We start from the raw sequence: 14,094 nt of genomic DNA, 5'->3' as shown, positions 1-14,094 counted from the left end.
CCTTATTTACCCTGTTTTTCTACGTGCTGTTTCATGAGGGCCCGCATCTTGAGCGGCAGGCCGAAGAGGTTGATGAAGCCTTCGGCATCGGTCTGGTCGTATACGTCGTCTTCGCCGAAGGTGACGAATTCTTCGTTGTACAGGGAGTACGGCGACGTAGAGCCAGCGCTGATGATGTTGCCCTTATAGAGTTTCAATGTAACCTGGCCGGTAACGGTCTTCTGCGTTTCATCGACGAAAGCCGACAGGGCTTCGCGGAGCGGCGAGAACCATTTGCCGTCATAGACGAGTTCAGCAAATTTATTGGCTACATTTTCTTTATAGTGATAGGTATCGCGGTCGAGGCAGAGGTATTCCAGTTCTCTGTGAGCATACATGATGATGGCACCGCCCGGGTTTTCATAGATGCCACGGCTCTTCATGCCGACCAGCCGGTTTTCGACGATATCGACGATGCCGACACCATTGCGGGCACCGATTTCATTGAGGGCCGTAATGAGTTCGACAGCGCCCAGTTTCTGACCGTTGACGGCAACCGGGACACCCTGTTCAAAGTCGATCTTGACGTATTCCGGAGCGTCCGGAGCCTGTTCCGGTGTCTTGGTGACCATATAGACCATGTCTTTCGGAGCATTGGCCGGATTTTCCAGGTCGTCCCCTTCATGGCTCAAATGCCAGATGTTCCAGTCCATGCTGTACGGATAGGGATTTTCTTCGGACTGATAGTCGATGGGGACGTTATGGGCTTCGGCGTATTTCAGTTCGTCTTCACGGGATTTGAGGTCCCACATCCGCCAGGGAGCGATGAGGGTCATTTCCGGAGCCAGAGCTTTGACAGTCAATTCAAAGCGGACCTGGTCATTGCCTTTGCCCGTAGCACCGTGAGCGATGGCATCGGCGCCTTCTTTTTTAGCGACTTCAACGAGTTTCTTGGAAATAAGGGGCCGTGCGAAGGACGTGCCCAGGAGATATTTGCCTTCATAGACAGCACCGGCTTTGACTGTCGGCCAAACGTACTGTTCCATGAATTCTTTTTTGATGTCCATGACATAGACTTTGGAAGCGCCCGAAGCATAGGCTTTCTTTTCAATGGCTTCAAAGTCGTCCGGCTGGCCAACGTCGGCGCAGGCAGCGATGACTTCGGCGCCAGGATAGTTTTCCTTCAGCCAGGGAATGATGACCGACGTATCGAGGCCGCCGGAATAAGCCAGGACAATTTTTTTAATATCTTTTTTCGTGTTACTCATGATGATTTCCTCCTCTATCTGATGAACCAAAGCGATTGATGTGTGTTTGTTTCTGTCTACGTTTGATAGTATACACCCAACTGGAATATTATGCAAGTATATTGCATAAAAAATTTACAACTTTTTTTTTACAGGCCCGTCAATTCCCTTGCCCTGCAAAGTATAGTATAATGGAAGTGTTTAGCAGGAGGAATTCAATGAAACTCAAATACATTGCCATCTTTGCCCTGGCCTTCGCCGTCTGTGCCGGCTGGAACCTGCTCTTCGACGCACCGAAGACTGCCAAGCCCGCCGTCGAGACGGCTGCCAAGCTCCAAGAAGAAAAGGAACCGCAAGGAAGCTGGCCGGCACCGCTGCGGCCGCTGGAAATCCGGGTTTACCCGTACCTGCACTTCCGCGAAGCCATGGACAACAAGATCAAGAAAATCCCAGTCTACGTGGCCATCAACGCCATTTCCAAGCCCATGCAGCATGCCGTCGTCGCTACGGAAGACCGCCGCTTCTACGACCACGGCGCCATCGACCCCATCGGCATCATCCGGGCCGTCCTGGTCAATATCGAGTCCGGTGAGACCGTCGAAGGCGGCAGCACCATCAGCCAACAGGTCGTCAAGAACGTCTTCCTCTCCCAGGACCGGACCATGGCCCGCAAGGCCCAGGAATTCGTCATGGCTTTCTTACTGGAACACTACTACAGCAAAGATGAAATCCTGGAAATCTATCTGAATACGGCCTACTTCGGCGCCAATGCCACGGGCATCGATGACGCGGCCCGGACGTACTTCACGACGACGCCGGAAAAACTGGACCTGGCCCAGGCATCCATGCTGGCCGGCCTGGTACAGGCGCCGACCTACTACAATCCCCTGAAAAATTACGACGCTGCCAAGGCCCGGCAGAAGACCGTCCTGACCTTGATGGCAGAACAAGGATATATCAGCCCGGAACAAGGCACAGAAGCTTATAAAAAAGAGATTATCGAACGAAAGTAGCAGCTATTAGGCGGGACGCCCTCTGGGCGTCCCCTACAGCATAAAAAGGGCTTGTCGCACGAAGGTTTTTGCCATCATGCGAGGCCCCTTCAACTTAAAAGTTTTTCGTTCGTAGTTCATCGTTCATCGCGATGGATTGATATTTTTAATCCCATACGACAAACGATGAACGACCTACGATCAACGTAAAAAGAGGCTGTCTTAATGCGACAGCCCCTTTTCTGCGGCTTACTGGCCTTTGAGACGGCTCAGCGTATCCTGGGCAAAGGCTTTGGCCCTGTCCAGGTGCAGGTCTTCCCCTTCTTCCGGCCTATGCATATACTTGTCCTTGTCGGTCCAGGCGACGTACGTCCCGATGACGCCGCTGCCAGGTTTGAGGAGCTCTACGGCACTGCGCAGGTGCTTGGAGGCCTGGTCCGAATAGGGGTCATCGTAGAGCGTGGCAAAGACGGCTACGTGGTCGTTGCCGATTTTTTTCAACGCTTCCTGTCCCTTCGGATCCGCCTGGTTCTCGTCGATCCAAAAGCCGGCAAAGACGCAGTCATACGATGAAAAGTCATCAGGCATGTCGTCAACACTGACGCAGGGCGTCCCCTGCGGAAGGCCTGCGACGATGGCATGTGCAATTTGTTCAATACGTCCGGTCTGAGAAGAATACACAACAATGGCGTTCATCATAACATCTCCTTTTTATATTTTGATACTAATTATCGTTTTGCATACTACTAGTATAACATAAAAAGGCCACCATTGTCCAATATCTAATTTATAATTTTAAGCCACTTCTTTATAGTTTAAAGTAATACGTTTAAGTCAACCTCTCAGACCGCCTTCGGCGGCCAGCTCCCCTATCAGGGGAGCCTTTCGTCAAACTTCAGACCTAAAAGAGAAAGGGACTATCACATGATAACGTAAACGGGCGCCCCACGTGGGCGCCCCTACAACTTAAACTATTTAGTTTTCTTCGATGACTTTCCCTGGGTTGAGGATCCATTTCGGGTCGACGGCGCGTTTGATGGTCTTCATGAGGTCCAATTCGGCCGGATCCGTATATTCTTCCATGTATTTCAGTCGTTTCAAGCCGATGCCGTGTTCACCGGACAGGCGGCCGCCTAAGCCGTAGACGTATTTATACGCTTTGGCCCGGAATTCTTTCAGCTGTTTTTCCCAGTCTTCATCGCTCATATCGCATTTGAGGATCTGGAAATGGAGGTTGCCATCACCGGCATGAGCCAGGCAGAAGACGCGGAAGTCGTAGTTCTTGCTTTCCTTAACCAGGGTCTGGATGCAATCAGCGATTTTCGTGACCGGGACGACCAGGTCTTCCGACGTAGCAACTTTGGAGAAGACACGCGTGCTTTCCAGGCAGTTGCGGCGAACTTTCCAGACGCGGTCGTCGGCTTCGACGATGTCCGTAGCCCCACATTCTTCACAGACAGCAGCCAATTTTTCCATCTTGTCGTCCAGTTCGTCTTCGTTGAAAGTTTCGATGGAAATGATGTCGTAACAGCCGTCTTCGTAGTGAGGCAGCTTCAAGTCGCTGTAATCGCTGGCACTACGGACGAAGTTGTTATCCATGAATTCGACCGATGTCGGATTGAGGCCGGCTTTAATCAATTTCGGTACCAGTGCCGTCGCTTTAGCCAGGTCCGTGAAGACGGCCAGGACGTCGAGTTTATACGGCGGCAAGGGGACGAGTTTCAGCGTCGCCTTAGTGATGATGCCCAAGGTCCCTTCGGAACCGATGATGAGCTGGTCCAGGCAGAAACCGGTCGAGCATTTCTTCAAGGTCGCACCGAGGTTGACGATTTTGCCTGTCGGCAAGACGGCTTCGATGGAATAGACCTGATGACGCGTCGTGCCATAGCGGACGGCTTTGTTGCCACCGGCATTAGTAGCCAAGTTGCCGCCGATGAGGCAGCTGTCAGAACTGCAGGGGTCACCGGCATAGAGCAGACCCTTTTCACGGGCTGCATTCTGGATGTCGATGGTGCGGACACCGGCTTCGACGGTCATATACATGCCATCTTCATTCAATTCGATGATGTGGTTCATCCGTTCCATGAGCAGGACGATGCCCTTATAAGCAGGGACAGCGCCGCAGCTGACGCTGGTACCGGCACTGCGCGGCGTGACCGGGACGTCGAAGCGGTTAGCAATCTTCATGATTTCCGAAACTTCCTGTGTATTAGCCGGCAGGACGACGACTTCCGGCGTCTTCCAGAACGACGGTGCCAGGCTTTCGTCGGATTTATAGATGTCCAGGACATCGGCATCCGTTTTCACATATTTATCACCGACGACCGCTTTCAGCGCGTCGATGACTTCAGCAGTAACCGGATTGTATTCTTTCATTGTAAGAACCCCTTTACTTTTTAATGAAAAATGGAACTATCATTTCACCTATTGCAACTATTTCTCGTGAATTATGAATATTATAGTACACAAAGCGCCATTTGTCTTGGAAATTGTAAAAAAAAGATATACAGTTTAGTCATTTTAATATATGCACAAAAGTAATAAATATGGTAAAACGTATAACCGTAGGGCATAAAAAGGGCTGTCGCATGTGCGACAAGCCCTTTTAAGTGGTTAGTGGCTAGCAGTTAGTTGTTAGCGAATGGTTTTAAATTTAAAGGTCTCTTCTGAAAACTACAAACTCCGTGCTACAAACTATAAAGTAAAAGGGACCTTGCATGATGGTAGAAGCCTTCGGGCGACAGTCCCGTTTTTCCGTAGGGGCGCCTTAGCGGGACGTCCCCTACTTCCGAACGGGGAAGGTGGCGGCGGCGTGGCCCATGATGGTGACTTTGTAGTCTTCAGGCAAATCGGCCTGGGCCTTTTTCCAGGCTTCTTCCAAGGTCGCTGCCGGGATGAGTCCGCTGTGGCGGATGATGTCGAAGTTTTCCGGCCGCGTGACGACATAGACCGACTTCATGGAGCGGAAAATGCAGTGAGACTTAAAGGCGACGAAGGCGGGAATGGAAAAATCTGCCCGCAGATCCCGTTCAAAGGCTTCCATATCGCTGCGGAAGAACCAGTCCGTAAAGATGGCCGGTTCTTTGATGTCCGGGCAGTCCAGGGTCAGGATCATCGTGCCGCCCGGCTTGGTGGCAAAGACGGCATTCATCGGCGCCTTCATGCTCTGGTAAAGGTTCATGTCCTTGGGATAGCCCCCGGCCGAGGCGATGGTGATGTCGGCCAGTTCCCGGATAGGAACGCTGGCGATGTGCAGCAAGTCGTCACATCCTTTTTTCCAGGCATCGTACCAATGGCCGCCGACGACTTCATAGAGGTCGCCATCAGCCGAAAAGACGGTGTTGACCAAAAAACAGGGATTGAGCAGAGCGGCAGCCTGTTTCATATCGTCATGGAGGGGATTGTCTTCCAAGAGACTCGTTTCGCATTTGGGATTGCAGCCGCCGCCAAAGGTATCGGTCAAAGCCATAGCGTGATTGCGCATGATCGTTTCATAGCTGGCCACGCCGGGCAGGATGGCTTTGCGGCCGCCGCCAAAACCGGCCATGGGATGGAACGATACGGCACCGGTCACGATGACTTTATCAGCCTGGACGACGTGCGAGTTGAGATAGACGTCATTGCCATACGTCGTCGTCCCGATTTGGGTCAGCTGCGACGCATCGCGGCAGTCATGGCTGACGATCTTGACGCGCCGGACCATGTCCTGGCCACAGACGATGACATCTTCTTCCGGCGTATGGGCCCGGTGTGTCCCCTGAGCCGTGACGACAGTGATCTGTTCATCTTTGACACCGGCCTGATTCAATTCATCGACGATGACCGGCAGCATCTGCGCCGTGTGGACCAGGCGGGTAATGTCACTAACGATGATAGCCACCGTATCGCCAGCCTGGACGACGTCTTTCAGCGGTGCACTGCCGATAGGATGACGCAGGGCCTCGCGGATGGCGGCCTGTTCATCGGCTACGGCATCGACGGGGTTGCCGTGCAGGTCATATAATACGTGTGCTTCATCGAGCGAAACGGTCTGTGTGCCCTTCCCAAAGGGAAGAGAAAAAGTCTTCATCATAACATACCCCTCTTTACTATAAATATAGTTTTAGAACAAGTTCCAGCGTCCCATGTACAAGGCGACCAGGGAGCGGATAAACAGACAGACGAACAAGATGTAGGTCAGGATATACAAAAAGTTTTCAAAGTCATCCATATGTTCCGACTTCTCGTGGACATGGCGGAAATGGTTCAAGAGAAAATGTCCCATCCGATGGTCGCTTCCTTTCCTTATTCTCCTTCGTGAGGAAACAATTCATGAACGCGCCGGGCCGACTCTTCGTCTTTGCTGATACCCTTGAGCAGGGTCCGTTCGGAATTTTCCATATGCTTCTTGGCGACTTTACGGGCCATGGCACTGTTGTGGTCGGCAATGTTTTCCACCATCTGCCGATGTTCTTCCCACGTCGCTGCCAGGCGGCCGGGATAATGCATGGAAATGGAACGGAAACGCAACATCTGTTCGCGCAGATTATTGAGTATATCGACGAGGCGCTGGTTCCGGCTGGCATGATAAAGGACGTCATGGAAACGGACGTCGGCATCGACAATCTTGTCGAACTCGTCGTTATCGATATATTCGTTGATTTCGACGAGGATCCGTTCCAAGTATTCCAGTTCGTCCGGCGTAATCCGTTCGGCTGCCAGTCCGGCTGCCAGTTCTTCCAGGGCGCTGCGGATTTCGAAGACCTGGGCGATATCCTTCAGGGAAATATCGGCGACGTACGTCCCGCGCCGGGGAACCATGACGACGAAGCCTTCCAGTTCCAATTTGCGGATAGCTTCGCGGATCGGTGTACGGCTGACGCCGAGTTCATCGGCCAGCTGGATTTCCATGAGCCGTTCCCCCGGTTTGAGTACGCCGTCCTTGATGGCCTGGCGCAGGGTTTCGCTGACGACTTCGCGCAGCGGCTTATAAGCATCTAATTTAATCGGTTCTAATGCATGTTGTCTTTTCGTGGTTTTCATCGTTCTATCGCTCACCTTCCACTCGTTTCACTATGGCCGTCATATACACGTCGACATCACACCACGACGCAGCCTCACTGCGGACGGCGTCTTCCTGTCCGGGCGGGATCAGGGCGAATACCGTCGGCCCGCTGCCGGCCATGAGCGGCCGCAGCCCCAGTGAAATCAGGCGCTGCTGACAATCGGCGACTTGCGGCACGTCAGGAATGACCAGTTCCTCAAAGGTATTCCCCATGGTCGCTGTCAGTCCCTGGAAATCTCCGGCCCGGACGGCCTGCTCGACGGCATCGACGGCGACGGGCGCCGTCTGGCTCCGGCTGTCGAACAGAGCATAGGCCTGCCGGGTCTGTACGGGTACGCGGGGATGGACGATGACCACCGGCCATGCCGGCAGCGATGGCAGCCGCTTCAATTCCTCACCGATACCGGTACCGCGCATGGTGCCGCCACAGATGCAAAATGGCACGTCGGCGCCAAGGCCGGCACCGATGCGGCAGAGTTCCCTTTCCGGCAGCTCCAGTCCCCAGAGGCGGTTGAGACCGCGCAGGACAGCGGCACAATCGGTACTGCCGCCGGCCAGGCCGGCGGCAATGGGGATATGCTTTTCTATGTGGATAGCCACTGAGGGATTGTCTTTTTTATACGGACAAAGTGCCTTCCAGGCCTTATAGGCCAGATTCGTTTCATCACAGGCCAGGGACGGCTGCGAACAAGTGAGCTCGAATGCATCGGCTTCGCTTACGGTCACGGTATCGCAAAGGCCTATCGATTGGAAGATAGTATCAATATTGTGATAACCATCGGCACGACGGCCAGTTATCGCCAGGGCCAGATTAATTTTCCCATATCCTTTTTCTACTATATTCATCATACTTTCACTCCGTGCATAAAATGTGCATTGTCTTATTGATTAAAATTTTTCCTATGTTATAATGAGACGACAGCAGAGAACAGCGCCCTTTGCGCATCCTCTCTGAATGCACACTTTCATCATTATACTATAATGATTATACCGTTTTTTCCTTTACTTTACAATTCTTCATTCAACACGGAGGAAAAAAATTATGAAAACCCTGACTTCACCCAGCCTTTGGGAATTAGCCGTCCCCTACCTGGCGTCCTTTGTCGGCAGCCTGGTCGTCGCCATCGGCATGAACGCCTTCTTCATTCCCTTCCACTTATTGAGCAGCGGCCTTAGCGGGGTAGCTATCATGTTCTACTTCCTGACCGGCCTGCCCGTCGGTATCGGTATCTTCATCCTCAACATCCCGATTATGATCGCCTGCTATAAATTCATGGGCCGCAGCTATACGGTCTTGAGCATCGTCGGTACAATCATGCTCTCCGTCCTGGTCGACGCGACGTCCTTCCTGTCGACGTGGGAAATCATGCACGACGCTATGCTGTCATCCATCACCGGCGGTATCCTGTCGGGCATCGGCTTCGGCATCATCTACAAATACAACGGCAACAGCGGCGGCCTGGACGTCATCGGTGCCATCGTCAAGAAATATTACTCCCTGGAAATGGGTACGGTCACGATGATCCTCAATCTGGTCATCCTCCTGGCAGCCGCCTGGCTCTTCTCGCTGGAACGGGCCGTCCTGACCTTCGTCGCTATCTACATCGCCGCTTTCATCACCAACAAAGTCGTCATCGGCCTGAAACAGCGAAAAAGCGTCATCATCATCTCCAACCGGGCCACGCCTATCGCCCAGGTCCTCATGCGCTACGTCGGCCACGGCGCTACCTACCTGCACGGCCAGGGCGCCTATACCATGCAGGATAAACGGGTCATCTATGCCGTCATCAAACTGACGGAAGTAGCCAAGGTCAAGGAAATCGTCAACAAGCTCGACCCGCAGGCCTTCATGATCATCAGCGATGCCTCAGAAGTCGTAGGCCGCGGCTTTACAACATCGCCCGTCAAGTACCACCAGTATCCCGGCGATGCCCTCTCCATGCCGCATACGAAAAAGAACATGCCTCCGGAATATTGAGACTGCATCTATACTTGATTTATTACCGTGACATGGTAAAATAAAAACAGAGATAGCCCGATGGTGGTGCATCGGCTCTCCTCGATGAATTTGATATGTGAAGAAGGCCGTGTACCGCAAGTACGCGGTTTTTTTCATGCTACAAGCTTATCGCTTGGTTGCTGAAATAATCAGCACTACCAGAGTTGCGAACGCAATCATCAGTGACAATGATTCGTATACACTCATGCTGATCACCCCGCTTTCGCGAGGAAAACCGAATACATCGGACTATCCCATAGGTGTTAGTATATCAAATTTGTTGCAAGAAAAAAAGGGGCCGCCGCATGATAGCATAAACCATCATGCAGCGGCCCCGACGAGCTACGAATCACGAATCTGGCACTGTACGAAATTCCCACATATACGAAAGCGGGCGCCCTACGTGGGCGCCCCTACAAATTACTAAATACGGATTTCGTTAGTATCGCGGTAGATGAGCCATTCGGCGATATTGTTGGCGTGGTCGGCCATGCGTTCGATGTATTTGATGACCAGGACCAGGTCGATGTAATCCTTGGAGTTTTCCGGATGAGCCGCCATTTCAGCAGCCAAGGTTTCCATAAGGTTATTGAAAGCCTGGTCGACGATATCGTCTTTATCGCGCATGAGGCTGGCCTGACTCGATGTGCCCCGTTCTTTGTAGAAGTCGATGACATCACTGACCATGGAGGACATGACGCCGTACATTTCCTTAATGCCCTGCGGCAAGGGTACGTTGTGATGGGTCTGTTCCAAATGGATGACGTAGTGGCTGATGTCGGCGCAGTGATCGGCAATCCGTTCTAAGTCGGAGAGGATTTTCAACGTCGCCATCAAGCTCCGATAGTCAGCCGCTACGGGACCCTGCATCATACTGATGGTCAAGTCCTTCTTCATACAGTTCTTGACCAAATCATCGATGACGTCGTCGCCATCGTAAATGCGCTGAGCCAGTTCGACATCTTTGTTTTCCAGCGCTTTCCAGGCATTGTCGACGGCCTGTTCGACCTTCATGCCCAGGTTGATCATATCATTTTTCAATTCTGTTACGGATTTTTCGTAAATTTCCAGCATAAGTGCCTTTCCTCCTCTTAACCGAAACGGCCGGTAATGTATTCTTCCGTCTTGGGATTGGACGGATTGGTGAACATATCCAGGGTGTTATTGTATTCAATGAGTTCGCCTAAGAGGAAAAATGCCGTCTTGTCGGAAATGCGGCGGGCCTGCTGCATGCTGTGTGTGACGATGACGATAGTATATTTTTCCTTCAATTCCAAGGCCAGGTCTTCGATTTTCTGCGTCGAAATCGGGTCCAGTGCCGATGTCGGTTCGTCCATGAGGATGACCGACGGATCCGCTGCCAGGGTACGGGCAATGCAGAGACGCTGCTGCTGGCCGCCGGAGAGGCCGAGGGCGCTCTTACTGAGGCGGTCCTTCATTTCATCCCAGCAGGCAGCCTGGCGCAGGCTCTTTTCGACGATGGCGTCGAGCTTTTTCTTATCCTTGATGCCCTGGATGCGCGGACCATAGGCAATATTTTCATAGATGCTCTTCGGGAACGGCGTCGGCTGCTGGAAGACCATGCCGACACGGTAACGCAGGGCCAGGGGGTCGACTTCCTTGAAGATATCCTTGCCTTCAAAGCGGATATCGCCAGTGACCCGGCAGCCTTCGACCCAGTCATTCATGCGGTTCAGTGTCTTGAGGAACGTCGACTTGCCGCAGCCAGACGGGCCGATGAGAGCCGTGATTTCATTCTTCTTGATTTTCATGTTGATGTCTTTCAGCGCCTGGAACTCATTATAGAAGAGGTCCATGTGGCTGACATCGAAGGTATATTCCGCTGTACCGGCAGCAGCCTGCGAACTTTCCTGCACGGCTTCTGCAGCCCGTTTCTTTTCAATCGTCGCTGCGGCAAAGCCGGTCAGCGTCGTAGTCATTTCTGCCATTATTTATTTCCTCCCATTTTCTTGTCAATTCGATAGCTGAAATAGCGTGCGGCCAGGCTGAAGACGAGGACCATGATCATCAGGATGGCCGACGACGCAGCAGCCTGCTGGGCAGCGTCTGCATGAAGGGCTTCCGTACGCAGGGCCCAGATGTGGAGGGCCAGTGTTTCGCCGGGACGGAAGGGGTTGAGCGGGCACGACGTAGCCGTAATATCCCAGTTCGTCCAGTCGATGTCTGTCGACATACCGGCCGTGAACATCAGGGCAGCGGCTTCACCGAAGCCACGGCCGGCGGCCAGGATAAGGCCGGTCATGATGCGCGGGAAGCAGGCCGGCAAGAGGACGTGCCAGATAGTCTGCCAATGAGAGGCACCCAGGCCCAGACTGCCGTTGCGGTAGCTCGGCGGCAAGTTGCGCAGGGCATCTTCGGTAACGGACGTAACCAAAGGCAAAGTCAGGATGGATACGGCCAGGGCGCCGGCCATGAGGTTCCACTGGGAACCGGTCATGACGATGAAGACCAGGTAACCGAACAAGCCGACGACGATAGACGGCAGGGAGGCCAGTGTTTCGACGGCCATGCGGACCCAATGGGTAATGCGCCCTTTCTTGGCGTATTCGGCCAGGAAGATACCGGCCGGGATCCCCGTAATGGTACTGGCGACTAAGGCCAGGACGACGAGGTAGATCGTATTGAAGAACATGTTCCCCAGCCCCGTCGGGCTGAAGGACAGGAGCTGCGGCGTCATGCCGCTGACACCGCTGACGACGACGTAGAGGACAAAGGCGATGAGCAGGATGACGGCAAAGGCGGCACCGCCAGTAAAAATGGCCGTCATCATTTTATCTTTCTTTTTTTTCGTTTCGATACTTGTCATATTAACTCCGTCCTCCTTTTAATTCGGAAGCGGCATTGATCTGATGAATGATAAAGATGAACAGGAACGACAGCAGGAACAGGACCAGGGCCATCGTCCACAGAGCGGCGTTGTATTCGCCGCCTTCCATGGCGCCGCCCATATCGGCCGAAATAGCCGTCGTCAGCGTACTGGCCGGCAGGAACAGGGACGTCGGGAAGACTTTCATCTGGCCGATGACCATGGCAACAGCCAGGGCTTCGCCCAAGGCACGGGCCAGGCCCAGGATGATACCTGTAAAGATACCGCTCTTGGCGGCCGGCAGGACGACATGGGCAATCGTTTCCCAGCGCGTCGCACCGAGACCGTAAGACGCTTCACGCCACGACTTGGGCACGGCAGCCATGGCGTCGGCAGCCATGGTCGTAATGGTCGGAAAGATCATGATAGCCAGGACGATGCCGGCGGCCAGAACAGAAAAGCCAAAGGGCATGGGGAAAATATGGCGCAGTGCCGGAATGAGGACGGTCATGCCGACGAAGCCATAGACAACCGACGGGATGCCCGTGAACAATTCAATAGCCGGCTGGATAAGGCGGCGCCGCTGGGGGGTCGCGATTTCCGTCATATAGATGGACGAAGCCAGGCTGAACGGCAGGGAAATGATCAGCGACAGCAGACAGGTGACCAGCGAACCGGCCAGGAACATAGCAGCGCCGACCTGGCCGCCGCCTTCTGCCGTATCACTCGGCTTCCACTGACCGGAAAAAAGGAATTCCGTCACGCTGTGGCCAAATGTGAAAAATGTATCTGTACCTTTGATGAAGAGAAAAGCGCCAATGAGAAGCGGCACCAGTGCCATACCGATGCCGCAAATAGTAATGAACGTTTTGGCTGCTTTCTCGTTACGGTGAGCCCGTTGGACTACCGTTTCGATTGCATTCATATCGTTCCTCCAGTAAATTAGTGAACTTCTTTGGTCTGCATCTTCGAGCTTACGCCATAACCGAGTTCTTCGATGCGTTTGCCGTAATCAGCGCCTGTGATATATTCGATGAAGGCTTTGACAGCAGCTTTCGGTTCTTTGCTGGTATAGATGTGTTCATAACCCCATACGCTGTAGGTACCGTTATAGGTATTTTCCAGTGTCGGTGCTACGCCATCGATAGAAACGGAATCAACCGTGTCGTTATTGAGCAGATACGGCAGAGCGACATAGCCGATAGCGCCGGGGTTCTGAGCGACACTCTGGATGAGGATACCGGAGTTATCCGTTTCCAGGGATTTGTTATCTGCTTCTTCAGCCCCGTTGATTGCGTACTGTTTGAACAGGGCACGCGTACCGGACGTCTTCGGGCGAGTAACCAGGACGATAGGCATATCTTTGCCGCCGACATCTTTCCAGTTGGTGACTTTCGCCGTGAATACGTCCTGTAATTGCTGACGGGTCAAGTTCTTGACACCGACATCTTTATTAATGATCGTAGCGACTGTCATGACACAGACTTTGTGGTCTTCCAATTTGTCCGCTTTGGCCTTGTCCAGTTTCGTTTCAGCCGGTACGTCGGAGTTACCCATATCGACAGAACCATCGGAAACCTGTTTCAGACCCGTGCCAGAACCGCCAGCGTTAAGGGTGATCGTAACGTCCTTATTGTTGGCCTTGAATTTTTCGGCAGCATCTTTGACCAAAGGCAGCAAAGCCGAAGAACCGGAACCGGTAATGCTTCCGGAAACAGCAGCGCCTTTCCCGGAATCAGCTTTCTGCTGACTTCCGCAACCGGCAGCCCCAATGGCCATGGTAGCAGCTAAGGCGACAAGAACTAACTTTTTCCACTTCATAAAAAATCCTCTCCTTTAAATAAACGAATCTGAGATGTTCCTGATTCTGAATACAGTCTTATCCTACCAAGGGGATGTAAGGACTTTATATATGTAATGTAAAATATTGTAAAAAAAGAGGCTGTCGCATTAAGACAGCCTCTTTTTACGTTGATCGTAGGTCGTTCATCGTTTGTCGTATGGGA

General features: G+C 52.8%; 15 protein-coding genes. 2 read left to right on the top strand and 13 right to left on the bottom strand.

What is annotated here, in order from left to right; all coding sequences use genetic code 11:
• Nucleotides 1–2: 2 nt before the first annotated feature.
• Nucleotides 3–1,247, bottom strand: coding sequence for an argininosuccinate synthase (locus tag ACE418_RS11560; RefSeq protein ID WP_020310777.1), 1,245 nt, complete (start codon nucleotides 1,245–1,247; stop codon nucleotides 3–5).
• A 197-nt stretch (nucleotides 1,248–1,444) separates the two neighbouring features.
• On the opposite strand from ACE418_RS11560, the gene ACE418_RS11555 reads away from it, so the two are divergent.
• On the top strand, nucleotides 1,445–2,239 hold the full coding sequence (locus tag ACE418_RS11555) for a transglycosylase domain-containing protein (RefSeq protein ID WP_416450741.1): 795 nt from the start codon (nucleotides 1,445–1,447) through the stop codon (nucleotides 2,237–2,239).
• A gap of 228 nt (nucleotides 2,240–2,467) precedes the next feature.
• Here ACE418_RS11555 and ACE418_RS11550 read toward each other — a convergent pair whose 3' ends face one another.
• The 6 genes from ACE418_RS11550 to ispE all read right to left on the bottom strand — a co-directional run bounded on the left by ACE418_RS11550 (nucleotide 2,468) and on the right by ispE (nucleotide 8,111).
• Nucleotides 2,468–2,917, bottom strand: a complete 450-nt coding sequence (locus ACE418_RS11550; RefSeq protein ID WP_416450740.1) for a flavodoxin family protein — start codon at nucleotides 2,915–2,917, stop codon at nucleotides 2,468–2,470.
• 276 nt (nucleotides 2,918–3,193) lie between these two features.
• The gene (locus ACE418_RS11545) at nucleotides 3,194–4,594 is read right to left on the bottom strand and encodes an FAD-binding oxidoreductase (protein ID WP_292107201.1); all 1,401 of its coding nucleotides are present in this window, start codon (nucleotides 4,592–4,594) and stop codon (nucleotides 3,194–3,196) included.
• 406 nt (nucleotides 4,595–5,000) lie between these two features.
• On the bottom strand, nucleotides 5,001–6,290 hold the full coding sequence (gene larAH10, locus ACE418_RS11540; RefSeq protein WP_416450738.1) for an NPN-dependent 2-hydroxyacid racemase, LarAH10 family: 1,290 nt from the start codon (nucleotides 6,288–6,290) through the stop codon (nucleotides 5,001–5,003).
• Between the two features lie 30 nt (nucleotides 6,291–6,320).
• Nucleotides 6,321–6,482, bottom strand: coding sequence for a hypothetical protein (locus ACE418_RS11535; RefSeq protein ID WP_014015072.1), 162 nt, complete (start codon nucleotides 6,480–6,482; stop codon nucleotides 6,321–6,323).
• 20 nt (nucleotides 6,483–6,502) lie between these two features.
• The gene (locus ACE418_RS11530) at nucleotides 6,503–7,240 is read right to left on the bottom strand and encodes a GntR family transcriptional regulator (protein ID WP_226885032.1); all 738 of its coding nucleotides are present in this window, start codon (nucleotides 7,238–7,240) and stop codon (nucleotides 6,503–6,505) included.
• Between the two features lie 4 nt (nucleotides 7,241–7,244).
• Nucleotides 7,245–8,111, bottom strand: a complete 867-nt coding sequence (ispE, locus tag ACE418_RS11525) for a 4-(cytidine 5'-diphospho)-2-C-methyl-D-erythritol kinase (RefSeq protein ID WP_416450737.1) — start codon at nucleotides 8,109–8,111, stop codon at nucleotides 7,245–7,247.
• Between the two features lie 193 nt (nucleotides 8,112–8,304).
• Here ispE and ACE418_RS11520 point away from each other — a divergent pair, with 193 nt between their 5' ends.
• Nucleotides 8,305–9,240, top strand: a complete 936-nt coding sequence (locus ACE418_RS11520; RefSeq protein ID WP_416450736.1) for a YitT family protein — start codon at nucleotides 8,305–8,307, stop codon at nucleotides 9,238–9,240.
• A 147-nt stretch (nucleotides 9,241–9,387) separates the two neighbouring features.
• Here the strand turns inward: ACE418_RS11520 and ACE418_RS11515 are convergent, their stop codons facing one another.
• The 6 genes from ACE418_RS11515 to ACE418_RS11490 all read right to left on the bottom strand — a co-directional run bounded on the left by ACE418_RS11515 (nucleotide 9,388) and on the right by ACE418_RS11490 (nucleotide 13,909).
• Nucleotides 9,388–9,441, bottom strand: a complete 54-nt coding sequence (locus tag ACE418_RS11515; RefSeq protein WP_368043720.1) for a hypothetical protein — start codon at nucleotides 9,439–9,441, stop codon at nucleotides 9,388–9,390.
• Between the two features lie 243 nt (nucleotides 9,442–9,684).
• Nucleotides 9,685–10,335 (bottom strand): phosphate signaling complex protein PhoU, encoded by a 651-nt coding sequence (phoU, locus tag ACE418_RS11510; protein ID WP_020311755.1) that lies wholly within the window; start codon nucleotides 10,333–10,335, stop codon nucleotides 9,685–9,687.
• A 17-nt stretch (nucleotides 10,336–10,352) separates the two neighbouring features.
• Complete coding sequence (pstB, locus tag ACE418_RS11505; protein WP_458575136.1) at nucleotides 10,353–11,210, bottom strand: phosphate ABC transporter ATP-binding protein PstB; 858 nt, start codon at nucleotides 11,208–11,210, stop codon at nucleotides 10,353–10,355.
• Nucleotides 11,210–12,088, bottom strand: coding sequence for a phosphate ABC transporter permease PstA (gene pstA / locus ACE418_RS11500; RefSeq protein ID WP_292281302.1), 879 nt, complete (start codon nucleotides 12,086–12,088; stop codon nucleotides 11,210–11,212). The genes pstB and pstA overlap by 1 nt, the downstream gene beginning before the upstream one ends.
• A gap of 1 nt (nucleotide 12,089) precedes the next feature.
• On the bottom strand, nucleotides 12,090–13,013 hold the full coding sequence (pstC, locus tag ACE418_RS11495) for a phosphate ABC transporter permease subunit PstC (RefSeq protein ID WP_020311753.1): 924 nt from the start codon (nucleotides 13,011–13,013) through the stop codon (nucleotides 12,090–12,092).
• A gap of 17 nt (nucleotides 13,014–13,030) precedes the next feature.
• Nucleotides 13,031–13,909 carry a phosphate ABC transporter substrate-binding protein gene (locus ACE418_RS11490; protein ID WP_020311752.1) on the bottom strand — a complete coding sequence of 293 codons (879 nt, stop codon included), beginning with the start codon at nucleotides 13,907–13,909 and terminating at the stop codon, nucleotides 13,031–13,033.
• Nucleotides 13,910–14,094 lie beyond the last annotated feature (185 nt).

It is taken from the genome of Megasphaera jansseni (assembly GCF_047974155.1).
Lineage (GTDB): Bacteria > Bacillota > Negativicutes > Veillonellales > Megasphaeraceae > Megasphaera.
Note: the sequence above shows the minus strand (reverse complement) of the source record. Positions and strands in the feature narration are given on the sequence as shown.